This window comes from Helicobacteraceae bacterium, from assembly GCA_031258155.1.
Classification (GTDB): Bacteria; Campylobacterota; Campylobacteria; order Campylobacterales; family SZUA-545; genus JAIRNH01.
This window is the reverse complement of record JAIRNH010000003.1, coordinates 19,992-43,959: the sequence shown is the minus strand read 5'-3', so window position 1 is coordinate 43,959 and position 23,968 is coordinate 19,992. Positions and strand designations below refer to the sequence as shown.

General features: G+C 51.9%; 26 protein-coding genes. 21 read left to right on the top strand and 5 right to left on the bottom strand.

Features of this window, described 5'->3' with window-relative positions; all coding sequences use genetic code 11:
• Positions 1–33: 33 nt before the first annotated feature.
• Complete coding sequence (gene tsf / locus LBF86_00605; protein ID MDR0664013.1) at positions 34–939, bottom strand: translation elongation factor Ts; 906 nt, start codon at positions 937–939, stop codon at positions 34–36.
• The gene (gene rpsB, locus LBF86_00600; GenBank protein ID MDR0664012.1) at positions 939–1,733 is read right to left on the bottom strand and encodes a 30S ribosomal protein S2; all 795 of its coding nucleotides are present in this window, start codon (positions 1,731–1,733) and stop codon (positions 939–941) included. Before rpsB ends, tsf begins: the two co-directional genes overlap by 1 nt.
• Positions 1,734–1,923: 190 nt before the next feature.
• Here rpsB and LBF86_00595 point away from each other — a divergent pair, with 190 nt between their 5' ends.
• The 4 genes from LBF86_00595 to LBF86_00580 all read left to right on the top strand — a co-directional run bounded on the left by LBF86_00595 (position 1,924) and on the right by LBF86_00580 (position 5,542).
• Positions 1,924–2,373 carry a hypothetical protein gene (locus LBF86_00595; protein ID MDR0664011.1) on the top strand — a complete coding sequence of 150 codons (450 nt, stop codon included), beginning with the start codon at positions 1,924–1,926 and terminating at the stop codon, positions 2,371–2,373.
• A 54-nt stretch (positions 2,374–2,427) separates the two neighbouring features.
• Positions 2,428–3,726 (top strand): histidinol dehydrogenase, encoded by a 1,299-nt coding sequence (gene hisD / locus LBF86_00590; GenBank protein ID MDR0664010.1) that lies wholly within the window; start codon positions 2,428–2,430, stop codon positions 3,724–3,726.
• Between the two features lie 77 nt (positions 3,727–3,803).
• Positions 3,804–3,968 (top strand): histidinol dehydrogenase, encoded by a 165-nt coding sequence (locus LBF86_00585; protein ID MDR0664009.1) that lies wholly within the window; start codon positions 3,804–3,806, stop codon positions 3,966–3,968.
• Positions 3,969–4,156: 188 nt separating this feature from the next.
• Positions 4,157–5,542: a hypothetical protein gene (locus tag LBF86_00580; protein ID MDR0664008.1), complete on the top strand. Its 1,386-nt coding sequence runs from the start codon at positions 4,157–4,159 to the stop codon at positions 5,540–5,542.
• A gap of 573 nt (positions 5,543–6,115) precedes the next feature.
• On the opposite strand, the gene fusA is transcribed toward LBF86_00580, so the two are convergent.
• From fusA to rpsL, 3 genes are read right to left on the bottom strand one after another with little or no spacing between them, the layout of a single operon-like run.
• Positions 6,116–8,197 carry an elongation factor G gene (gene fusA, locus LBF86_00575; protein MDR0664007.1) on the bottom strand — a complete coding sequence of 694 codons (2,082 nt, stop codon included), beginning with the start codon at positions 8,195–8,197 and terminating at the stop codon, positions 6,116–6,118.
• A 9-nt stretch (positions 8,198–8,206) separates the two neighbouring features.
• Positions 8,207–8,674 carry a 30S ribosomal protein S7 gene (gene rpsG, locus LBF86_00570; GenBank protein ID MDR0664006.1) on the bottom strand — a complete coding sequence of 156 codons (468 nt, stop codon included), beginning with the start codon at positions 8,672–8,674 and terminating at the stop codon, positions 8,207–8,209.
• A gap of 12 nt (positions 8,675–8,686) precedes the next feature.
• A complete protein-coding gene (gene rpsL, locus LBF86_00565; GenBank protein MDR0664005.1) occupies positions 8,687–9,091 on the bottom strand; it encodes a 30S ribosomal protein S12 in 405 nt (134 codons plus the stop codon).
• A 340-nt stretch (positions 9,092–9,431) separates the two neighbouring features.
• On the opposite strand from rpsL, the gene LBF86_00560 reads away from it, so the two are divergent.
• From LBF86_00560 to LBF86_00480, 17 genes are all read left to right on the top strand, one after another.
• Positions 9,432–10,943 carry a hypothetical protein gene (locus LBF86_00560; protein ID MDR0664004.1) on the top strand — a complete coding sequence of 504 codons (1,512 nt, stop codon included), beginning with the start codon at positions 9,432–9,434 and terminating at the stop codon, positions 10,941–10,943.
• A gap of 2 nt (positions 10,944–10,945) precedes the next feature.
• Complete coding sequence (locus LBF86_00555) at positions 10,946–11,491, top strand: hypothetical protein (GenBank protein MDR0664003.1); 546 nt, start codon at positions 10,946–10,948, stop codon at positions 11,489–11,491.
• A gap of 8 nt (positions 11,492–11,499) precedes the next feature.
• Positions 11,500–12,042 (top strand): hypothetical protein, encoded by a 543-nt coding sequence (locus LBF86_00550; protein MDR0664002.1) that lies wholly within the window; start codon positions 11,500–11,502, stop codon positions 12,040–12,042.
• Positions 12,043–12,166: 124 nt separating this feature from the next.
• Positions 12,167–13,015 (top strand): amidohydrolase family protein, encoded by an 849-nt coding sequence (locus LBF86_00545; GenBank protein ID MDR0664001.1) that lies wholly within the window; start codon positions 12,167–12,169, stop codon positions 13,013–13,015.
• Positions 13,016–13,095: 80 nt separating this feature from the next.
• A complete protein-coding gene (locus tag LBF86_00540) occupies positions 13,096–13,518 on the top strand; it encodes an ABZJ_00895 family protein (protein MDR0664000.1) in 423 nt (140 codons plus the stop codon).
• Between the two features lie 74 nt (positions 13,519–13,592).
• The gene (locus tag LBF86_00535) at positions 13,593–13,829 is read left to right on the top strand and encodes a hypothetical protein (protein MDR0663999.1); all 237 of its coding nucleotides are present in this window, start codon (positions 13,593–13,595) and stop codon (positions 13,827–13,829) included.
• 127 nt (positions 13,830–13,956) lie between these two features.
• Complete coding sequence (gene ssuD / locus LBF86_00530) at positions 13,957–15,093, top strand: FMNH2-dependent alkanesulfonate monooxygenase (GenBank protein MDR0663998.1); 1,137 nt, start codon at positions 13,957–13,959, stop codon at positions 15,091–15,093.
• 13 nt (positions 15,094–15,106) lie between these two features.
• Entirely contained in the window at positions 15,107–16,063 is a 957-nt protein-coding gene (locus LBF86_00525) for an aliphatic sulfonate ABC transporter substrate-binding protein (protein MDR0663997.1), read from the top strand.
• Positions 16,060–17,016, top strand: coding sequence for an aliphatic sulfonate ABC transporter substrate-binding protein (locus LBF86_00520; protein MDR0663996.1), 957 nt, complete (start codon positions 16,060–16,062; stop codon positions 17,014–17,016). The genes LBF86_00525 and LBF86_00520 overlap by 4 nt, the downstream gene beginning before the upstream one ends.
• Positions 17,013–17,969 carry an ABC transporter substrate-binding protein gene (locus LBF86_00515; protein ID MDR0663995.1) on the top strand — a complete coding sequence of 319 codons (957 nt, stop codon included), beginning with the start codon at positions 17,013–17,015 and terminating at the stop codon, positions 17,967–17,969. Before LBF86_00520 ends, LBF86_00515 begins: the two co-directional genes overlap by 4 nt.
• 21 nt (positions 17,970–17,990) lie before the next feature.
• The gene (locus tag LBF86_00510; GenBank protein ID MDR0663994.1) at positions 17,991–18,725 is read left to right on the top strand and encodes an ABC transporter permease; all 735 of its coding nucleotides are present in this window, start codon (positions 17,991–17,993) and stop codon (positions 18,723–18,725) included.
• Complete coding sequence (locus tag LBF86_00505) at positions 18,716–19,483, top strand: ABC transporter ATP-binding protein (GenBank protein ID MDR0663993.1); 768 nt, start codon at positions 18,716–18,718, stop codon at positions 19,481–19,483. Before LBF86_00510 ends, LBF86_00505 begins: the two co-directional genes overlap by 10 nt.
• Positions 19,484–19,562: 79 nt before the next feature.
• Entirely contained in the window at positions 19,563–19,787 is a 225-nt protein-coding gene (locus LBF86_00500) for a hypothetical protein (protein MDR0663992.1), read from the top strand.
• A 97-nt stretch (positions 19,788–19,884) separates the two neighbouring features.
• The gene (locus LBF86_00495; protein MDR0663991.1) at positions 19,885–20,352 is read left to right on the top strand and encodes a hypothetical protein; all 468 of its coding nucleotides are present in this window, start codon (positions 19,885–19,887) and stop codon (positions 20,350–20,352) included.
• Between the two features lie 405 nt (positions 20,353–20,757).
• Entirely contained in the window at positions 20,758–21,246 is a 489-nt protein-coding gene (locus LBF86_00490; GenBank protein ID MDR0663990.1) for a hypothetical protein, read from the top strand.
• Positions 21,243–22,490 carry a hypothetical protein gene (locus tag LBF86_00485; GenBank protein MDR0663989.1) on the top strand — a complete coding sequence of 416 codons (1,248 nt, stop codon included), beginning with the start codon at positions 21,243–21,245 and terminating at the stop codon, positions 22,488–22,490. Before LBF86_00490 ends, LBF86_00485 begins: the two co-directional genes overlap by 4 nt.
• A 9-nt stretch (positions 22,491–22,499) precedes the next feature.
• Positions 22,500–23,759: a hypothetical protein gene (locus tag LBF86_00480; GenBank protein ID MDR0663988.1), complete on the top strand. Its 1,260-nt coding sequence runs from the start codon at positions 22,500–22,502 to the stop codon at positions 23,757–23,759.
• Positions 23,760–23,968: the final 209 nt, after the last annotated feature.

The following is a 23,968-nucleotide window of genomic DNA, read 5'->3' as shown; positions in this document are numbered from 1 at the left end:
TTTTGATTAAGATCGGGCGCGACGAAAAGGGATTTATCGCTTTGTTTGCGCGGCGACTTCCGCGGCGAAATCGCTGGATTTTTTCTCTATGCCCTCGCCTACTTCAAAACGAGCGAAAAAGACGATTTTCGCGCTCGCGCCTCGCGCTTTTGCCGCGTCGTTTAACGCTTGGACGACGCTTTTTTTATCGTCCTTGACAAACGCCTGACCCTCTAACGTGTTATCTTGAATAAACTTTTTTATCTTGCCTTGCGCGATCTTATCTAGCATCGCTTCGGGCTTGCCCTCTTTTCTAAGCTGCTCTATCGCGATCTCGCGCTCTTTCGCGATCGCCTCGCTAGGAATGTCCGCCTCGTTAAGATATAGAGGCTTCATCGCCGCCGCGTGCATAGCTATGTCGCGGGCGAAATCCGCCAGATTTGCGGCGGTTTCAATCGCCACGATCGCGCCCACGCGGGAGTTTGAGTGTAGATAACCGTTGATCGCGCCGTTTGTTAGCGAGTAATTAGCAAAGCGGCGAATATCGATCTTCTCGCCGAGTTTGGCGATCGCCTCGCCAACGAAATCGGCGTAACTCTTGCCGTTGATCGCGCCGTTTTTTAGATCGTCGATCGTTTTGAAATTTGAACTATGAACGCCGCCGACGGCTTGCGCCGCGAAAGATTTAAAGTTCTCGTTCTTTGCCACAAAGTCGGTTTCGCAGTTAATCTCCGCCAGCGTCGCTTTTTTGTGATCGTCGCTTATTTTAAGCGCGATCGCGCCTTCCGCCGCCACTTTATCGGCGACCTTCGCGGCTTTGGTCAAACCTTTTTTGCGTAGCCACTCCGCCGCCGCGTTTATATCGCCGCCGCTCTCCTCAAGCGCTTTTTTACAATCGAGTATTCCCGCGTTGCTTGCTTCGCGCAGGCGTTTGATCAGTTCCGGAGCAACGCTTGCCATTAGACGTTCTCCTCGCTAGAGTCCGCTTCTTTCGCCGCCTCTTCTAAAATATCTTGCAACACGGCTTCGGAGTCGTCCTCTTGAGGAACCTCTTCGACTTGGACGCTGTCTTTCGCCGCTAACTCCTTGCCCTCGATCGCGGAATTTGCCATCTCTACGCAAAAAAGCTCGATGGCGCGAATCGCGTCGTCGTTGCCCGGAATCGGATAGTCGATCAGATCGGGATCGCAGTTGGTATCCAGCGGCGCGACGATAGGAATGCCAAGCCGTCTAGCTTCGGCTACGGCGATTTTTTCTTTCACCGCATCCAACACAAATACTAGATCGGGTAGCGTTTTCATATAGCGAATGCCGCCTAGATATTTTTCTAATTTTTCTCGCTGTCTTTCAATAAGCAACGCCTCTTTTTTTGTCAGCAGTTCAATTTTGCCGCTGGCTTTTAGCTCCTCGATCACCTCTAGTTTGCGGATCGATAGTCGGATCGTTTTATAGTTGGTAAGCATGCCGCCAAGCCAGCGGTTATTCACGTAAGGCATCGAGCAACGCTCGGCTTGTTGCGCGATGATCGAGCTTGCCTGCTTCTTGGTGCCGACAAACAAAATCGTCTTGCCCGCCGCGACGGCGTCGCGCACTACGTTTGCGGTGTAACGAAAATAGCGCAGAGTTTTCTGCAGGTCTATAATGTAGATGTTCTTGCGAACGCCGAAGATGAATTTTTTCATTTTCGGATTCCAACGGCGGGTTTGGTGTCCAAAATGCACGCCGCACTCAAGCAGGTCTTTCATGGTTACCATGAAGTTTATCCTTTGTGTAAAATTGGGTTTAGCCTCGGCGCCCGTTAGTTTTCTTATGAAAACAACCCATTAAGGACTGACGCCTGTGAATTAAAGGCGCGGGTTTATACCATAAACGCGCTTAACGGCGCTAAAAGGCGTTTCGCGAACGCTTTTACATTTTTGGCGCGATTTTTGCTTTTTCTCCGATATGAGGCGCGTAATTATTACACTTCTATTTGCTTCGTTGGCTTTAGCTGACGACAGGCACGTTTCGCAACGCGATTTCGCAAACTTTTACCTTTCCGAGAAGGCAAAAGAGGAGTTCAAAGCGGAGATTATCGCCGATCTTAACCTTTCGTTTGAATCGGCGAAAGCGGAACTGCTAAATATGGTTAAATCGGAAAACGAGCGTTTGCGCCAGCTACGCGCGACGCAAAACGACGAGCTTTTCAGCGTAATATCCAAACTAAAAGACGAGGTCGAGTTTATCCGCGAGTTGGCTGTGGACGCGAACTATATGCGCAACTCGAACGACGATATTATCGCCGGTTTGCAAAAGCGTATCGACGAGCTAAGCGAACGAGTAAAGGCGCTTGAAGCGACGATTAACAACAAAGAGCCGCAACCAGAGATCCCGACGGGCGGGCGCAAACTATAGCGGCGGCGCCCTTGCGTTATAATGGCGCTTATTTTCATCAAAACGGAATAATCTATGAAACTGCTAACGACGAAGGATAGCAATTTCGCCGACGAGTTCAGAGTTTTGCTATCGCGCGGAGAGACGGACGTCGCCGCCGTTACGCCGAAAGTTCAGGCGATTTTGGACGAGGTTAAACAAGGCGGCGATCGCGCGCTGCTAGATCAAATCGCGCGTTTCGATCGCTGGAATCCAAAATCTATCGACGACGTTATAGCTACCGGCGAGGATTTCGACGCGGCGTGGGAGGCTACGGCGCCCAATCTGCAAGCCGCGCTTACGATCGCCTACGATCGTATTAAAAGATTTCACGAAAAGCAGCTTCCAAAAAGCTGGATCGACTTTAGCGCTCAAGGCTGGTTAGGGCAGAAGGTCTCGCCCGTAGATCGCGCGGGGCTGTATATTCCGGGCGGCAAGGCGGCGTATCCTAGCAGTCTTTTGATGAACGCGATCCCCGCGATCGTAGCGGGCGTTAGCGAAATTGTCGTCTGCTCCCCCGCGCCAGAGGGAGCGATCAATCCGCTCGCTTTGGCGGCTGCGCGTCTGTGCGGCGTTAAACGGCTGTTCAAAGTCGGCGGCGCGAGCGCGATCGGGGCGCTTGCCTACGGAACCGAGACTATCCCTAAAGTTGACGTGATTACGGGACCGGGCAATATCTTTGTCGCGACGGCGAAAAAGCTGGTTTTTGGCGAAGTTAATATCGATATGATCGCGGGACCTAGCGAAATAGGGATTATCGCGGATAGTAACGCCGACGCGCAAATGATAGCGCTCGATCTGCTAAGCCAAGCCGAGCACGACGAAATGGCTTCGTCGATCCTAATTACGACCGACGGCGATTTGGCGCGGCGCGTAATTACCGAAACGCAAAAACGGCTGAAAACCCTTTCGCGCGGCGCGATCGCGGCGCGATCGATCAACGAGCGCGGCGCGGTTATAGTGGCGGGCGATCTAAGCGAGGCGCTTAGGCTGATGAACCAAATAGCGCCCGAACACCTAGAGATTTTGACTAAAAATCCGTCGGCGCTTTTAGGCGAAATCAAACACGCGGGCGCGATCTTTTTAGGCGAATACTCGCCCGAAGCGATCGGCGATTATGTCGCGGGACCAAACCACACCCTGCCGACGGGCGGCGCGGCGCGTTTTTCTAGTCCGCTTGGAGTTGAAAACTTTCTGAAACGAAGCTCGATTATTAGCGTGAGCAAAGAGGGTTTTGCGGAGTTAGCCGCCGTCTGCGCCGATCTGGCAAACGCCGAAGGGCTAGAGGCGCACGCGCTAAGCGTAACTAAACGCTTGGAGTTGAAAACTTTCTGAAACGAACGCGCCGATCTGGCAAGCGCCGAAGGGCTAGAGGCGCGCGCTAACCAAACGCCTATCCTGAAAACTCCAGAATAGCGCTCAAGCAATTATGGATTTTGACTAAAAATCCGTCGGCGTTTTTAGGCGAAATCAAACGCGCGGGCGCGATCTTTTTAGGTGAATACTCGCCCGAAGCGATCGGCGTATATAGCAAAAGCGCGCCCTGCCAACGCGCGGCGCTCAATCGGCGTTTCTAGGCTTACCAAACGCCGCTACGCTACATTAAGCTCTATTTCAATTCAAGTCTCGTCTCTTAAAACCTAATTTTAAGTCGCGTTTCGTTGGCAATGTTGCGTTTTGCTTTCGCTGGGCAAGAAAGCTAATTTAAGCCGAAACGATCTAGCATTCATAAATTTTAATTTCGTCAGGAAAAGAGATTGTTGCAATGCAATTCGCTCGGTTTGGCTCGATCCTTAATCGCGTTATCGGGGGCCAAAAAAAGATTCCTCTCATTATCTTTCTACTCTCCGTAATTAGCATAACCTTTCTAATGTTGTTAGCGGGCGACAATAAGCAAAAGTCTCCCCCGACAATCGAATGGCAAATATCGCTTGGCGGTAGCGCCGATGACAAGGCTCGTTCCATCCAACAGACAAAAGACGGCGGCTATATTATCGCAGGCTATAGCCGCTCTACCGACGGCAATGTAACGCAAAACCAAGATAGCGCCGACTATTGGATCGTAAAACTAAACGCAAACGGCGCTATCGAATGGCAAAAATCGCTTGGCGGTAGCAGCTATGACGAGGCTCGTTCCATCCAACAGACAAAAGATGGCGGCTATATTATCACGGGTGAAAGCTGGTCTATCGACGGCGATGTAACCGGTCGTCATGGCGCCGCCGGTAAAGCCTACTATTGGATCGTAAAACTAAACGCAAACGGCGCTATCGAATGGGATAAAACTCTTGGCGGTAGCGGCAATGACTACGCTAATTCCGTCCAACAGACAAAAGACGGCGGCTATATTGTCGCGGGTTCTAGCCGCTCTACCGACGGCGATGTAACGAAACGCTACAAAAAAGCCGACTACTGGATCGTAAAATTAGACGCAAACGGCGCTATCGAATGGGATAAAACTCTTGGCGGTAGCGACGATGACGAGGCTCGTTCCATCCAACAGACAAACGATGGCGGCTATATTGTCGCGGGCTATAGCCGCTCTACAGACGGCGACGTAACGGAAAACAAAAGCTGGAGCGACTATTGGATCGTAAAACTAAACGCAAACGGCGCTATCGAATGGCAAAAATCGCTTGGCGGTAGCGCTGGCAACTACGCTAATTCCATCCAACAGACAAACGACGGCGGCTATATTGTCGCGGGCTATAGCCGCTCTACCGACGGCAATGTAACCGGTCGCCATGACGCTGCTAGCGACAATCTTGACTACTGGATTGTAAAATTAGACGCAAACGGCGCTATCGAGTGGGATAAAACTCTTGGCGGTAGCGCCGATGACTGCGCTACTTCCATCAAACAGACAAACGACGGCGGCTATATTATCGCGGGTTCTAGCGAATCTAACGACGGAGATGTAACGGAAAACAAAGGCTGGAGCGACTATTGGATCGTAAAATTAGACGCAAACGGCGCTATTGAGTGGGATAAAACTCTTGGCGGTAGCGATATAGACTGGATTTATTCCATCCAACAGACAAGAGACGGCGGCTATATTATCGCGGGCTATAGCCACTCTATCGACGGCGATGTAATCGGTCATCATGGCTCTACCAAGAATTCCGACTACTGGATCATAAAACTAAAATAACGCCGCGTAAGGAGACGTAACAACGCCAATTCGCCCTTCGCGTCTTTCCCGCGTAAGCCCCCGCGCGCAAAAGAGTGCGTGGGAACGCGAAAATCCACATTCTTGTCATTCCAGCGCGGAGCGATAGGGCGGTTTACCGCCCGTAATCGCGGAGGCAAGCGGAAATCCATCTCTTTCACGTCTTTGGCGTATATGGATACCCGGTTTTCACGGGACGGATAAAGGGCGCGTTGCGCAAAGAGGGTTGCCATCCCCGTAATGCGCGTAGGAAAGCAGGAATTCATCTATTTCACGCGGCATATGCGGTTAGGGATTCTTGCCGCAAACAAAAAAGCGATATAAAAGCGCGGCGTTTATTTTTTAACGATTCAAATGTGAAACTAACAAATGCGGAGCGACTCGGAGGCTTTAATCGCAAAATCGACAGACGGCAAGAAAAAAGCCCCCGCCCCTTGCGCGAAAGAAATGGTTAAAGTTGCGCTTCGCCCGCCGCCCGCATACGCTCGGCGAAAACGTTACAGCGCCAAAAAACGTCGCTCTCGGCTTGCGAGAGCGACGCGGTCTTGCGATAAATTAACCGTTGCGCTTTTTAATAACCTCGTCCGCCACGTTGTTTGGAACCTCTTCGTAGCGCTCGAATTCCATAGAGTATGTGCCGCGCCCCTGCGTCATAGACCTTAGATCGGTCGAGTAGCCAAACATCTCCGAAAGCGGCGCTAAAGCGGTTACTTTTTTCACGCCAAAAGCGTCGTCCATAGCCTGAATCTGCCCGCGTCTGCGGTTTAGATCGCCGATTACGTCGCCCATATACTCTTCGGGCATTTCCACCTCGACCTTCATCATCGGCTCTAGCAGGCACAGCCCCGCTTTGCGCGCGCCCTCTTTGAACGCCATCGACGCGGCGAGCTTGAACGCCATTTCCGAGCTATCGACTTCGTGATAACTGCCAAAGGTTAGCGCCACCTTTACATCGACGACGGGATAACCAGCTAAAACGCCGTTTTTAAGCGTCTCTTCCACGCCTTTATTGACGGCGGGAATATACTCGCGAGGCACTACGCCGCCTTTGATCTCGTCAAAGAACTCGTATCCTTTGCCCTTTTCGTTCGGTTCGATTCGCAAAAACACGTGTCCGTATTGACCGCGTCCGCCTGATTGCTTGGCGTATTTATGCTCCTGTTCGACTTTCTTTTTGATCGTCTCTCTATACGCCACTTGCGGCTCGCCGACTTCCGCTTCGACCTTAAATTCGCGTTTCATACGATCGACGATAATCTCTAGGTGCAATTCGCCCATGCCGCCGATAATCGTCTGTCCGCTCTCCTCGTCGGAGCTAACGCGAAACGAGGGGTCCTCTTCGGCTAGTTTTTTGAGCGCTATGCTCATTTTTTCCTGATCGGCTTTGGTTTTCGGCTCGACGGCGACGTTGATCACCGGTTCTGGAAATACCATTCGCTCTAGGATAACGGGCTTGTCGGGATCGCAAAGCGTATCGCCGGTGAGCGTATCTTTCAAGCCTACGATCGCGCCGATGTCGCCCGCGTAAAGCTCCTTGATCTCCTCGCGTTTATTGGCGTGAAGTTTCACGAGCCGCCCAACGCGCTCTTTTTTGTCCTTAGTGGAGTTATAGACGTAGCTACCCGCCTCCAGTTTGCCGCTATAGACGCGCGCGAACACCAACTGCCCCACAAACGGGTCGGTCATAATCTTGAACGCCAACGCGCTAAACGGGTGATTTTCGTCGCTTGGCACGCTCACTTCCGTATCGGTTTTCGGGTCTAGACCCTTGATGTTTGTAACCTCTGTCGGCGAAGGCAGATAATCCGTTACCGCGTCAAGCATAGTCTGAACGCCTTTATTCTTAAAGGAGCTGCCGCACAGCATAGGGATAAAGGTCATCTCATGGCAACCCTTTTTGATCGCCGCCATAATCTCCGCTTCCGCGATCTCCTCTCCTTCAAGATATTTTTCGGTTAGCGCGTCGTCTATGCTGGTTACCGCGTCAAGCAGTTTCTCGCGGTATTCCTCCGCTCTTTGCTTTAGATCGGCGGGGATTTCCTCTAAATGGTAAGCCGAGCCTAGCGCCGCCTCTTTATCCCACACGACCGCTTTCATCTTAACAAGATCGACCACGCCCTCAAAGTTATCCTCCGCTCCAATTGGCAACTGAATAGCTAGCGGTTTTGCCTTTAGACGCTCTACGATCTGCTTTTCTACCTTGTAAAAATCCGCGCCGATTCTGTCCATCTTATTTACATAGACGATTCGCGGAACGCGATATTTATTCGCCTGCCGCCAGACGGTTTCCGTCTGCGGCTGAACGCCGCCCACCGCGCAGAAAACCACCACCGCGCCGTCTAACACGCGCATAGAGCGCTCTACTTCGATCGTGAAATCGACGTGTCCGGGCGTGTCGATAATGTTGATCTGATAGTTGTTCCAAAAACAGCTAACGGCGGCGGCGGTGATCGTAATGCCGCGCTCTTTCTCCTGCTCCATCCAGTCGGTCGTCGTAGCGCCGTCATGCACTTCGCCGATCTTATGCTGAACGCCCGTGTAGAACAGTATTCGTTCCGTCGTCGTGGTTTTACCCGCGTCGATATGCGCGACGATACCGATATTCCTTACTTTTTCAAGCGAAGCGCTTCTTGCCATCGGTTATCCTTACCAGCGATAGTGGGCAAACGCTTTGTTTGCCTCCGCCATTTTGTGAATGTCTTCTTTTTTCTTAAACGCCGCGCCGCGATCGTTGGCGGCGTCCACAATCTCGCCCGCAAGCCTATCGATCATAGTGCGCTCGTTGCGTTTGCGCGCCGCGTCAATTAGCCAGCGAATGGATAGCGACTGCTGACGTATCGGACGAACCTCCACCGGCACCTGATAGGTGGCGCCGCCGACTCTTCTCGATCTGGTTTCCACAAGCGGCTTAACGTTTTCGAGCGCTTTTTCAAACAGCTCTATGCCCTTTGCGCCGCCTTTTTTCTCCGCCACCTCTAGCGAACGATACATCACCTTTTGCGCGACGCTCTTTTTGCCGTCAAACATAAGCGCGTTGATGAACTTGGTAATAACCTTGCTACTGTAAATTGGATCGGGTAATATCTCCCTAACGGGCGCTTTTTTTCTTCTCATCGGTAACTCGCTTTATTTTTTCTTGCCAGCCGCCGCGGGGGCGCCGACTTTGGGGCGTTTTGCGCCGTATTTGGAGCGGCTAACCGTGCGTTTTGCAACGCCGGCGGTATCCAACGCGCCGCGCACGATATGGTATTTCACGCCGGGCAGGTCTTTTACGCGCCCGCCGCGCACCAGCACAATCGCGTGCTCTTGTAGATTATGCCCTTCGCCCATAATGTAGCTGATCACCTCGAATCCGCTCATCAAGCGAACTTTGGCGACTTTTCTAAGCGCCGAGTTTGGTTTTTTCGGCGTGGTGGTATAAACCCTAGTGCAAACGCCGCGTCGTTGCGGACACTCCGCGAGCGCGGGCGATTTGGACTTGAAGGTTATTTTCTTGCGACCCTTGCGAACCAATTGGTTAATGGTTGGCATATATCTCCTTTTGTTAGTCTAGGCGGTTTTACGCCCGTAAAGGGTGAAAAAAGCTCGTGATTATAGTAAAAAACGCTTAAACGCTTCAAATCGCCGTTGAAACGCCGTTTAACCAAAGCTAAGATTTGTTTGGGTAAAGTTGCGCGATTTGGTTTTCTCCGCCCAAGTCGGCGACGAAGGGGTTTGAATGCGTCTCTCTTTTGATTTTGATAAAAAATCTTGCGCCGGTTGCTTGCCGCGCGATCGCGGTTTGCTTTACGCGGCAAAATGCCTAGTCGCCGCGCTGATTTTAGCTTCCTCGCCGCTAAACGCCGAGAACTAAACCGATAGCAGAACTCCGTTGCCGTTTGATCAAAATTCGTTTATGCGGTTTAATCAATCGGGCGGCGAGATTACCGTAGAGATTGCGCCTCTGCCAAGAAGCCGTTATTTAGGCGCTCTTGATCCTTTGGGATGGATCGTAGCGCACGCCAAAGAGAGTGTGCCTGAGTTCTACGCGAGCGTTAAATTCGTTCGTAATAATTCGGCTCCAAACTCCGATCTCAAAATATACAACCTCAAGCGCGAAGCGGGCGATCTAAGCTTATACGAAACGATTGGTCTTGATATCCTGTCGATTGACGAGGCTACGCTTGCTTACGTAAAGTCAAACAGCGCTAGCGATGAAGAGAACAGGCTAGTTGTGTTTTACAGAGGATATAGCAGAATCAATCAAGACGCCGTTTATATTGGCGTTTTCTTGCCTTACCCACAAATTGGTGAGTATATATACTATCTAAACGACGAGTATGCGCTAGACTATAATCCAAGCGCTAATCTGGAGTATTGCCTGCCGTTATCCGTCAAAGACGAACTTCAACGCTACGCTGACGACTTTTGGTTTTCTCAAGGCTTTCATCTGCCAGAGGATACCTATTGCGGCGGCAAATGCGACGAAGGTATGCTCTTGGACAAAGAAACCGGCAAATGCGAATGCGAAGAGGGCAAATACTACCACGACGAGCTAAAAAAGTGCGTCCAGAAAACCACAAAAACATTCTATATTAACGGGGCGTACGAGACAGACAAAAAAGCTGGAAATACGTTAGATACTATACGATTAGAGTTCCGCGAGCCGTTTGATTCCAAAGAGACCTCCGAATTTGAAGTTGGATATAACTACACGGCAAACGCCTTTATGGACTTTTGGGAGGTTATAGAGCAAAAACAAAAAGCCGACGGGCTTTCCAAAGACGCTATGGAGATTCTAGCCTCTATTATTATGTTGGCAAGAAGCGGCAAGCCTACCGCGGTTTATGTTAATCGTATTCCTAAATCTGCCCTGCAAGAGATTTTGGATAAAACCAAATCCGCGGACATAGAAGATGTTATCGCGTGGGGTTTAGAAAATATTTCGCAATTAAAAGCGCTGGAAAGTATTAACGCCGCGACAATCAATAGCCAAATATCCTCTAGTCTCGCGTCAAACAAGCGGGTTATACTGATAACGCACGGTCAGGGCGCGCTTTTTGGCGCCCAGGCTATGAAAAAATTCGGCGTTTCGGGCGAATTCGTAGATAGCGTAGGCATGATAAGCGCGGGATCGTTATCGGGCGATTCGTTTGCCAAACATTTTTATTATCAAACGGCGTTTGACGATAGGATAGTCAATCTGTTTCGAGTCGCCTATAACGTATTAAGCGCCAATATCGACAATAACGTCTTTTTCTTAGACCATAGAGGCTTTACCAACCATGATTTTTACTTTGGGTATTTTAATAACTATCAACCGCTTCCAAGCTATACGAATATAGCCGCCTTTTATAATAAACTAAAAGCCGAGCTTAAATATCCTCGTCAATCAAAGGAGTAAAAATGAAAACGCTCAAGAGTTTAACCATAGCCGCTTTATCGGCGCTAATTATCGGTTGCGGCGATAGCGGCGGCGGTTCTGATTCACCCAAGAAGTATGTCCCGCCTCCCGATCCTAGCGAGGCGGGCAAAGCTACGCTAGAAGGGATCGATAGCAATAATAACGGCATAAGAGACGATATCGAGATCGCCATCTACGAATACAAACCAAAGCCGGAGCAGCTTAAAGAGCGCCAAAGTTTAATTCAGTCGGCAAAGGCGTATCAAGCCGCTATCTTAGCGGGAGACTCGAAAGACGAAGCGGCGATAACGCAAGCAAGCAAAGCGACTATGCGCATTATTAGTTGCAAAAGAGAAACCTATATAGGCGACGATCGCAAGGACATAAACAAACGTTTGGCTATGGAAGAAGACTCCGCTTTTCTTCAGATCGCCGCGTTTAACACTAAAGAGCGAAAGAAGGCGTATTGGGAGTATAACCAAGCGCTAAGCGGGAGAATACTATCGCTCTACGATGGCGACAACCCATGCGACTATATCGGCGACTAAGTCGCGCTTTGAACAATATAGCAAAACCGCCGATTACCGCTCTTGTCGCTCTGGCGGCGTTAATTATTAGCGGTTGCAATTCATCTTCGCTAAAAAGATACAATCTGCCTCCCGATCCGGGCGAGGCGGGCAAAGCTACGCTAGAAGGGATCGATAGCAACAATAACGGCGTTAGGGACGATATCGAGATCGCCATCTACGAATACAAACCAAAACCAGAACAGCTTAAAGAGCGCCAAAGTTTAATTCAATCGGCAAAGGCGTATCAAGCCGCTATCTTAGCCGGAGCCTCAAAAGACGATACGGCTATCATGCAAGTAAGCGAAACGATTGATCGCGTCGTTAGTTGTGAAAGAAAAACGTATATAGGCGATGACCGAAAGGATATAAACAAATATTTGGCTAAAGAAGAAGACGACGCTTTTCTTCAGATCGCCGCGTTTAACACTAAAGAGCGAAAGAAGGCGTATTGGGAGTATAACCAAGCGCTAAGCGGCAAGTTTTTTCCATATAAAGAGTATCCCAACCCATGCGACTATATCGGCGACTAGGATTTGCGCCTAGCGCTGAGGCGCAATAAACCCGAAATATAAAAGCGGCGAGATTGCCGATACTATCTTGAGTAATTCGATAGATAAAATATGATAGGCTTGCGGCATAAAAAAAGGAGAGCTTATGAAAATTATCGACGCGCGTTGCCGCCCCGCGTTTTTGCACCCGTTTTTTGGGGCGCAAGACGACACAATCGAGTTTGAGACCGCCAAATGGTTAAACAGGCGCGTAGGGACGCGAGGAGACGCGGCGCATTTTGTCAAATCGCGCACGCAAGAGGGCTTTCTAAACGAGGCGCGATCGGCTGGGCTGACCTACGCGATCGTCGTAGGGCGCAGAACGCCCGCGCAGCGGATCGACAACGCTTTTTTAAGCCGTATCGTAACGCCGCACAAGGAACTTCTAGGCGTTGGCGGGATTGATCCCGCGCTTGACGGCGCCGACGAAACGATAAAACAGATCGATTACGCGATCGATACGCTGAAACTAAAGGCGATCAATATCGAGCCGGGCTTTGCCTCGCCGCCGCGCCACCCCGACGATAGGCTTTACTTCCCTATCTACGAACATTTGTCCAAACGAAAAATTCCGCTAACGCTGATGAGCGGTCCCACCACGCCCGATCTAACTTTCAACGATCCCGCGCGTTTGAGCCTCGTCGCCGCAAACTTTCCAACGCTTCCGATCGCGGTCTATCACGGCTATTATCCCAATACCGCCGGATTAGTAGGCGCGGCGTTTCGCTACGAAAATATCTTTCCCGTCCCCGATATGTACGGATTTATCGCGGGCGGCGAAGCGCTGATTAACGCCGCGAAAACCTTTCTGCAAGATCAGTTTTTATTCGGCAGCTCCTATCCGTTTCGCCCGATCAAGCAGTCGATCGAGGACTTTTTAGCCTTTGGTTTCGACGAGACGGTTCTGGAAAAGCTACTGTTTAACAACGCCGCGAGAGTTTTTAACGTCGAGTAACCCCAAAAGAGCGATCGCGCGCGTAGAATCTCTTGTCAAATAACAAGCTATGATAAGATAGCGAGCAAAAAGGGGCGATTATGTGGAAATACGCGGCGATCTATCAGGTTAGCGTCGTTCTTATAGCCGCTATATTAAGTCTTATCGAATACGCGGCGGATATTAGCTTGTCGTCGTCGGCATTTACAGCCGTTGGCGCGGTAGTCGCGGCGATACCCGCAAAGTTCTTCGTCAATGATTTCAAAGAGCCGCCGACAAAAAGCCAAACGAACCGCTTTGCGCTCGAGGTCATCGCGATAGAGGCGGCAATAATAGCGTTTTACGTAGCGCTATTCAAAGACGAGTTATTAAGCGAGTTTTCCGACGTATTAAACGAGTTAAGCGTTTCGGCGATAATAACAATTATCGTCATAGCGCTTGCGATTTCATATTTATTGCTCTATTTTACTTTTTCGCTGTTTGCGAAACACTACGCAAAAGAACAAAAAGACAAACAAGAATAAAGGCGCGAATCGGATCGCTTCTCGCGCTACTAGATAAATGACTCGGCGGCGCTTACGCCGCTTTCAGCTTTGCTTTGCTTGTTTTAAGCGCGAAATATTCGTCGTTCTGCCGCGATTTTTTAGGCTTGCCCTACGAAATCCGCCGACAATTCGCCGTCTGGCGCCTCGATAGTTATCGCGCCGCCAAAGACGCTAGATCAGTCAAACGTCTCTGCCCCAAAGGCGCGGTAAGCGTCAAAGGCATGGTTGCAAACCAGCCGCTAGACGCTCTTGCGGATATTCAGCTGAAACGCTTTCTAGCTTTAGTTTAATGTTTAGTAATTCAATCAACATAATTTTAATTTAAGGAAACGATCGCTAGGATTTCAAACTAAGTTGATATACAAACTAAACATTATGCGGTTTGCATAGCAACAAATCCAAGTTTGGAGTTCCTAAATGGCTTCCGAAATTTTCTGGTTTCTACCGACAGGCGGCGATAGCCGCTATCTTGGCAAGAGCGAATACGCTCGCCCCGTTACCAACAAATACCTTAGGCAGATCGCTACGACCGCCGAAACGCTAGGTTACGACGGGTTGCTTATCCCGACGGGTAGCGGCAATTTCGACCCGTTTCTTACGGCGGCGACGCTGGCTAACGTTACAAGCAAGATCAAACTGCTTGTCGCGCTTCGCACTTCGGCGGAAGGCTCGCCGACCGTTTTCGCGCGAAAAACCACGACGCTAGACGAGGCGTTAGACGGACGGCTGATCCTAAACGTGGTGCCGGGCGCTTGGCCTGAGGAGCTTGAAGCCGACGGCGTGTTTTTAAGCCACGACGAGCGCTACGAGCAAGCCGACGAGTTTCTTACGATCTGGAAAAAGATACTTGGCGGCGACAAGGTAACGCACAACGGCAAATATTACCGCGTTAAAGACGCGATAAATCTTTTCTGGGGACCGCAAAAACCGCGCCCGCCGCTCTATTTCGGAGGCTCCTCCGACGCGGCGCACGATCTTACGGCAAAGCATATCGACGCTTACCTAAGTTGGGGCGAACCGCTAGAGCAGGTCGCCGAAAAGATCAAGGACGTAAAAGCCCGCGCTAAGAAACTCGGCAGAGAGGTGCGAATCGGCATTCGCCTGCAAGTAATCGTCCGCGAAACGGAAAAAGAGGCTTGGGAAGCCGCCGATAAACTCATCAGCAAACTAGACGACGAGATTATCCAAAAGGCGCAGCATATTCAGAACGTCTCCGATTCCGTAGGACAGCATAGAATCACCGATCTGCACAAAGGCGACAGAAGCAAGCTGACGGTCGCGCCCAATCTCTGGGCGGGCATAGGGCTTATTCGCGGCGGCGCGGGAACGGCGCTTGTGGGCGATCCCAAAACAGTCGCCGAACGGCTTAAAGAATACGAGGCGCTAGGAGCGGATACCTTTGTGCTATCGGGCTATCCTCACCTCGAAGAGGCGGTGCGCTTCGCCGAGCTTGTGTTTCCGCTACTCGACGGCAAAAAACCCATTACGGTTAGCGACACGGTAACGGGCGGCGCGTTTGATACCAACTTGCTAAATCAGCATTTTGCAAACTAGGAAAGGAACAACGATGAAAAAACTGTTTTTTGCGTTTTTAGCTATGACGAGTTTTGTTTTCGCCGATCACGATCACGGCTCCAAAGCGGAGTTAAGAATCGGCGCTCAACCATACCCGCTTTACGCGCCGATCTGGGCGGCGAAAGAGCTGGGGTATTTGGACGAGGAGTTCAAGAAGATAGGCGCGACCTATACGTGGAACGTTTTCGGCAACGGACCGCTGGTCAATGAAGGGGTGCGCGGCGGTAGCATTGATCTAGGAATGATGGCGGACTTGCCCGCGATCATCGCCAAATCGGTCGGGCTGGACATCGTGATATTCGCCAATTTCGGAATCGGCGAAAAGGCTTTGGCGCTGATCGTCCCTATCGATTCGCCCATAAAAGAGGTAAAGGACGTCAAAGGCAAAAAGATCGCCTACGGCAAAGGCACATACGCGCAACACCTGCTGGCGTTACTGGTCAATAACGCGGGGCTGAAAAACGGCGATTTTGAGCATATCAATCTAGCCGCCGGCGATATTCCAACCGCGATCATAACGGGGCAGATCGACGGCGCGGTGATCTGGGAGCAGTATATTAGCCTGCTAGTCGAGTCGGGTCAGGCGCGCGTGGTAGCCGACGGAACGGGGATTAAACTCGGCAACAACATCTCCTATATCAAGCGAGACTTCGCGGCTAAACACCCCGAAGTTTTAGCGGCGTATATCAAAGCGATCGAACGCGGCTCGCAATACATCAACAAAGACAACAAAGCGGCGGCAAAACTGCTCTCGCCGACCTTCAAAGTTACGCCCGAAGTATTAGAAAAGGTCTTTTCGCACTTTGAGTATTACGCCAAATTCCTGCCGCGCGACGTTAAAGAGATCGAGACGGTCAAAAACTACGTGCTTAAAGAGGGGATCATCAAAAAAGACGTAAATATAAAAGAGTTCGTAACGACAAAATATATCGAAGCGGCTGGGATATGAGACGCTTTGGTTTTACGGCGCTCGCCGCGATCGCGCTACTGGCGTGCGATCTATCTGGCGCGGATAAGCCGACGCTACGGATCGCCGCGCAAAGAACGCCCGCCTACGCCTCGCTCTGGGCGGCAAAGGAGCTAGGCTACTTTGACGAGGAGTTTAAGAAAGTCGGCGCGGCATATACGTGGAACGAGTTTGCGGCGGGACCGCTGGTAAATGAAGCGCTAAGCGGAGGCAGCGCGGATTTGGGCGTTTCAGGCGATCAGCCCGCGATCACCGCTCGATCGGCGGGGCTGGACATAATCGCGATCTCCAATTTGGGATCGGGCGAGCGCACGATTGGGTTGATTGTTCCGCCAAATTCGCCGATCAAATCCGTTAAAGATATAAAAGGCAAAAAGATCGCCTACGGCAAGGGATCGACGGTGCATCACCTGCTCGATCTGCTGCTCAAGGCAAACGGATTAGGTAAAAGCGACATAGATCACGTCAATCTAGGCGCGGAGGATATTGGCGCCGCGCTCGATCGCGGCGACGTGGACGGCGCGCTGACATGGGATCACACCTTAACCAAGCTGATCGCGGAAGGCAGGGCGCGGCTAATCGCCGACGGCGTTGGACTGAAGCTGACCAACCGAGTAAGCTATGTAACGCGATCGTTCGCCGAAAAACACCCCGAAGTCGTCGCGGCGTATATTAGAGCGATTGATCGCGGCGCGAAGCGGATCGAGGGCGATAAAGAGGCGGCGTATAAGCTACTCTCGCCGATTTTCAGGCTCGATCGCGACACGTTTATCAAGGTATTCGGCAACCAAAAGCTATACACGAAATTCAACGAGCGCGACATAGCCGAAATCCGATCGGTTAAAGATTACTTGCTTAAAGAGCGACTGATCCGAAACGACGTGGATATCGACAAGTTCATTACCGCCGAATATATCGAAAGGGCGGGGATATGAGGCGCTTTGGCATTGCGGCGCTCGCCGCGATCGCGCTACTGGCGTGCGATCTATCTGGCGCGGATAAGCCGACGCTACGGATCGCCACCACGCCATACCCGCTTCACGCGCCGCTCTGGGCGGCGAAGGAGCTGGGGTATCTGGACGAGGAGCTAAACAAAGTCGGCGCGACCTATACGTGGAACGTCTTTGAAAACGGTCCGCTGATCAACGAGGCGGCGCGAAGCGGCGATATAGACGCGGCGATTTTGGGCGATCAGCCCGCGATTATCGCGCGATCTGTGGGGCTTGACATAGTGGCGTTCGCCAATATCGCCGCGGGCGAAAAGGCGATGGCGCTGGTCGCGCCGATCGACTCGCCAATCAAGAGGTTCGAGGACATAAGAGGCAAAAAGATCGCCTACGGCAAGGGAACCTACGTGCAACACTTGCTCGCGCTTTTGCAAGAGAAGCACAATGTGAAAAGCGAGGAGTTCGAGCATATCAATCTAGGCGCGAACGAGATTCCGATCGCGCTGGAAAACAAGCAGATCGACGGCGCGATGACTTGGGAGCATTACATCAGTCTGCTTACGCTCTCCGGTAAAGCGCGGGTGGTAGCCGACGGCGAGGGGATAAAACAGGGCAACATTATCGCCTACGCGAGAAGCGGTTACGCCGAGAAACACCCTGAGGTTTTGGCGGCGTATATCCGCGCTCTTGATCGCGGCGCGAAATATGTAAGCAACCGCACAAAAGAGGCGGCAAAACTACTCGCGCCCGCATACAAGCTGCCTCTTGACGTAACCGCCGCGTCGCTTGCGCGAATGGATTTTCACATCAAATTTACGCCGCGCGATCTAAAAGAGATCGCCGACGTCGCAAACTATCTGCTAAAAGAGAAAATTATTCGCAAAAACGTGGATATTGACGCGTTTGTCAGCGAGAAATATATCGATCTGGCGGGGATTTAGATTATGTTGCGACGGGCTGGTTTGGTAGCGCAATATCTAATTTTGCCTCTGGCGCTGATCGCGGTATGGAAGGGAGCTGATTTGGCGGGTTGGATTCAGCCCTACACAATGCCGCCGCCCGAAGACGTGGTGGCTACGGGCGTAGAGTTCGTCGAGGACGGGACGCTCTGGCAACACACGAAGGCAAGCATAATCCGCGTCTTGGAAGGCTTTGCGATCGCGCTGGTTCTCGCTTTAACGCTTGGAATCGTAATCGGGCTATCGCGCGCGGCGGAGCGGCTAACGGAAGGAATCTTGCAGGTAATCCAGCCGATCCCGCCGATCGCGTGGATACCGCTGGCGATTTTGTGGTTTGGCATAGGCGAGGGATCGAAAATCTACATTATCGCGATCGGCGCGTTTTTTCCTATCCTAATAAACACGGTGGAGGGGATCAAAAACATCGATCCAAAATTTCTGGAGCTTGCCAAAGTCTATGAAACCTCGCGTCGGCGCGTGATCGCCCGCGTGATCTTGCCGGGCGCGCTGCCGTTTATTATGGCGGGCATTCGTTTGGGGCTTAGCATGGCGTGGATATGCGTCGTAGCCGCCGAGCTGATCGCCGCTCAAGCGGGGATCGGCTATATGCTGATGGACGGGCGATCGCTCGCTCGCCCCGATATGGTGATCTTGGGAATGCTGATTATCGGCGTGATCGGCAAACTGCTAGACGATCTGCTTCGCAAGATCACCAAAAAGGCGATCAGGTGGCAGTAGAACTGATTTTGCAAATTCGCGATCTAAGCAAGACGTTTTCAAAAAAGGGCGCGGAAAACCGCGTTCTGGACAAGGTCAGCTTGAGCGTCGATCGCGGGGAGTTCGTATCGATCATAGGCGCGAGCGGTTGCGGCAAATCGACGCTTCTTAGGATTATCGGCGGGTTGGAGACGGCAAGCGGCGGCGAGGCGATCTTCGAGGGCAAACCGGTGGGCAAACCAAGCCGCGAGCGCGGCTTTATCTTTCAAGATCACCGCCTGTTGCCGTGGCTGAACGTGATCGACAATATCAAGTTCAGCTTGCCGCCCGATACGCCAAACGCAAACGAGATCGCGCGAGAAAAGCTGGCGCTAGTAGGACTAAGCGGCGCCGAGCGACGCTATCCGCGCGAGCTAAGCGGCGGCATGTCGCAAAGAGCGGCGATCGCTAGAGCGCTCGCCAACAGCCCGAAACTGCTACTGCTCGACGAGCCGCTAGGCGCGCTTGACGCGATCACCAAAATCCGCCTGCAAGAGGAGATTTTGCGTATATGGAGCGCCGAAAAGATCACGATGATCCTAGTAACGCACGATATAGACGAGGCGGTCTATCTAGGAGAGCGCGTGGTGGTGATGGGCAAGGGCGGGATCGAGGCGATTCACCGCATAGAGCTTAGCTCGCCGCGCAACCGCGTTAGCGCCGAATTCGCGCGGCAAAAATCGGCGATCTACAAAGCGTTTTTCGGCGATCTCGACGCGCCGTTTAGTTATGCGATCTAAAGTTTTGGGCGCTTTGCGCGTTAAAAGAAACTTTGCTTGCGTCCGATTTGGATCAACGGATAACTTTAAGGAGCGTCTAATGGGCTATTTTAATCCTCTCTCGGCGGCGCTCGGCGCGCTTTGGCAAAAACCGCTTAATTACGCCGATACGTTGAGAGTTAATAAAGGCGCGGAGGAAACTTCGCGCCCAAACGGCGCCGAGCCGAAAAAAAAAGACGGAAAGCCTAACGCTTATCGCGCGACAAAGCGAAACTTATATCGCGCCGATCGATACGATCGCCGAAGCGGAAAATCCATCCGTTGATCGACAGAGCGAAATCGATCAAACCTACGCGCCAAAAACTTACGCGAATTCGTATGAAGCGAGGGTTGCGAATAAAGAGGCGGTAGTCGAGCGGGCTATGAGCGATTTTGGATTTTCAAAAAGGGTCGCGCAAAGTTTTGTATCGGCGCGCGGCGCGTTATCCGAAAAAGCGGCAAAGACGTTCGCGCAAACCGCGGACGCTTTTTTTAAGGAGTTTATAGACGGTCGGAATCTGACTGAAACGACTATGAACTACTTGAAAGCGCTTAACGTATTGTTATTGCCGTCTTATGTTGAGAACGACCATCCGGTAGGCATACCGCCGGCGGGATATTTGAGATTAGAAGACGTTCCAGCGAGCGCTATCCCAGCTCCCGCCGCGCCTAAAACCGCGCTTATCTCCGATTATTTGCGCGCGCGGATCGAGCTTCGCGACGTCGGTAGCCAGTACTATACGGATTTTATTCGCCCTTACGCGGGCGAAAGCGAAGATTATTTTGCCCAAAGAGTTGAAGGTTACCGTCTAAAGGCGCGAATTAGAAAAACGGCTGCTTGCCGCTTTTGAAAAAGCTATAGCCGCTTCGCCGGAGAAAGCCGAGCTTTTCAACGTCAAGTTTGCCGCGCTGTAAGGTTGCGCGCCATTAGGAAAACTATGGTTTATTGCTGGCGGCAAAGAAAAAGAGGCGACGCTTATAGAGCAAAGCGTCTTGGTAGATAACCTGCCTTCGGCGGCATTTACGGCGGATAGAAAACCGCTTGCAACAAATACGCCAAAGCATAACTACGCAAAAATGAAAGCTCCGATAGTTAAAGAGACGTCTATTCGCGCGAAAGACGCCTATCAGCCAGGTGATAATACGCTAAACAAGGCTAAAGCTACGCCCTCTATATTGTTGCGTTGCATTTTTGAACCCATTTAAGCAACTAAAGTGTAGTATTCCGCTTTGAAATATCAACAATAAGAAAAAAAATGAGCCGTGCGAAAAGTAACGACGCGCTTTTACAAGAGGCGTTGTCGCGTTTTAACGAGGAGGGGGCGATCAAAGTCCTCACGACGCTGGACGAAAACGGCGCGCCGCATTCGGTATGTAAGGGATCGCTACGTTGGAGCGGCGAACTGATCGAATCGTGGGAGATTTTGGAAAGCTCCGAAACCAACCGCAATTTAACCCGCGCGATCTGGTTTGACAAGCCGATCGCGATTTTGCTAATTACGCCCGATAAAAAGACCTATCAGTTCTCCGTCAAAGCCTCGCGCAACATTGTTTCGGGCAAGGAGTTTACCCGCGCCTACGAAGCGGCGCAAGAGCGCTACGGCGGACGCGCAATCGCGGGCGTGTGGCGCTATGAGATCGTTAGCGTCAAGGACGAAACGCCCTCTACGCGAATCGCCGAGGAACAGGCGGCGCGCCCGTATTTTGTCCATCTAGATCAGCTTGCTAAAAAGGATAATCTATGAGCGTTCAACGAAGCGAGCTAACCTTTGACGAGGTAGCGGCGAAATATCCCGATTTCCCCCGTCTGCCGCTGCTGAAAATCGATATTCAGCGGCGCGGCGTGCTATATTCCGACGCGGCGTTGGAGCTGTTCGATCCCGCCGTTCATCAAGGCGGAGGCACGCATATTTTCGGCAACCGCGACGGCAAAATCACGGGACGACCCGAAGGTATGTGGCTACGCGACGGAACGTCGCTGGTCGTTACCACCGCGCCTATCGAGCAAAACCCATACATAATAGACGCGATCGACGGCAAGCTATACGTCGCCGATCAGGGCAAGCCGATCGAAGAGGTCTTTTATTGGGAGAAGCCAGATTACTACGACAAAAAAACAAGCGGCGGGATCGCTATGCAAAACGTGATCAGCGCGCGCCCTCAACGGCTGTCGCTCTCGCCGTATCGTTACTGCTGGTTCTGGAGCGACGAGGGCGGCGGCGGGTGTAAGTTCTGCGATATAGTGAGCAACTTAAAGCAGGCGAAAAACGAGGTCGCTATGCCGACCAAGCTCGATTTAACGGACATAAGGGAGACGTTAAACGAAGCGCTAAAAGAGCGCGGGCGATATACGGCGATCTGCGTTACCGGCGGCAGCGACATTCGCGGCGAGACCCCGTTCGATAGCGAGGCGGATTACTATATCGAGGCTTTGCGGGCGGTGGGCGAAAGTTTTAGCGCGCCTAAAATCCCCATTCAACTAATCTGCACGGCGATGAAAAAAGATCAGCTTCAACGCATTTACGACAACACGCCCGTATCCAGCGTTACTATGGATATAGAGACGCTAGACGAGGAGCAGTTTAACCGCGTGTGTCCGGGCAAAGCCAAATGGATCGGCTATAAGGAGATGAAGCGCCGACTATTCGACGCGGTAGAGGTGTTTGGCGAAAATCGCGTCAATACGGGAACGGTGGGCGGCGTGGAGCTTGCCGAGCCTACGCGCTTCAGGAGCGAGGACGAGGCGTTGGAGCGGTATCTAAGCGAAGCGGACGATCTAGCGGCGCATGGCGTGAGCGCTATTCACTGCGTATGGAATCCCAATCAGGGATCGGCGTTCGCGGGGCGCCGCAACGGATCGCTGGAGTATTACGTCCGCTTAGCGCAAGGTTTGCAGGAGATTCGGCGGCGGCATAATCTGTTGATCGATTTTGACGACTACCGTAGGTGCGGCAACCACCCCGACACCGATCTTGCTCGCGTATTTTAAGGAGAACGTATGAGCGCCAAAAAACGCGAATTGTCGTTTAACGAAGTCGCGGCGAAATATCCGAATTTTCCGCGCTTTGTGGCGCTGAAAACCGACGCGCACAGACGCGGCGTGGCATATACGAGCGGCGCGCTTTCGGCGTTTGATCCCGCGAAACATCAAAACTTCGGCACGCACCTTTTTGGTTCTAGGGACGGCAGAATCGACAAACGCCCCGAGGCGCTCGTTATGCGAGACGGCACGTCGATTATCGGACTGCCCACGCCGATCGAAAACAACCCGTATGTGGTCGATCTGATCGACGGACGGCTCTTTATAACCGATAACGGCGAGCCGATCGAAGAGGTTTTTTACTGGGAGAAACCCGACTATTACGACAAACGCGCCAAAAGCGGCGCGATTATGCAAAACGTGATCAGCGCGCGCCCTCAGCGCCTTTACGTGATTCCAAATCGCTATTGCCATTTCTGGACGGCGAACGAGGGCGGCGGCGGGTGTAAGTTTTGCGACATAGTAAATCACCTCAAGGCGCAACGCGAAGAGATAGCAATGCAAACGCGCGTGAAGATCGACGACGTGCGCGAAACAATCGGCGAGGCGCTAAAAGAAAAAGGCAGATATACGGCGATCTGCCTCTCTAGCGGCAGCGATTTTCACGGCGAAAAGCCGTTTGATAGGGAGGCGCGGTTTTATATAGAGGTATTGCAAGCGATCGGCGAAAACTTTAATACGCCCAAGTTTCCTTCGCAGCTGATCTGCTCGGCGCTTACTAAAGAGCAGTTAAAGACGCTATACGACAACACGGGCGTATCTAGCCTCACTTGCAATATCGAGGCGTTAAGCGAAGAGCTGTTTAACCAATACTGCCCGGGCAAGGCAAAGTGGGTGGGCTACAAGGAGTGGAAAAAGCGGCTTTTCGACGCGGTGGAGGTGTTTGGCGAAAACCGCGTCAATACGGGTTTTGTGGCTGGCGTGGAGCTTGCGCGTCCGCACGGCGTAAAAAGCGAGGAAGAGGGGCTAAACCTTGTCCTGAACGAAGCGGAAGATTTCGCGCGGCACGGCGTTAGCGTGATCTTTACGGTCTGGCAACCGCGACCGGGCAGCGAACTTGGCGCCCGCCATAATCAGACAAGCGGATCGCTGGAGTATTACGTCCGCTTAGCGCAAGGTTTGCAGGAGATTCGGCGGCGGCATAACCTGCTGATCGATTTTGACGACTACCGCAGGTGCGGCAACCACCCCGACACCGATCTCGCCCGCGTATTTTAAGCAGAACATATGAGCGCCAAAAAAAAACGCGAATTGTCGTTTAAGCGGCGAAATATCCGAACTTTCCGCGCTTTGTGGCGTTGAAAACCGACGCGCGCAGACGCGGCAGTTGCTCTACGCACGGGGAGCGTTAGCGCCGTTTGACGCTTTGCCGTGCCGGCGAAGCCGTTCAATCACGCTCGTCGTCGTTTGACGCTTTTGCGCGAGCG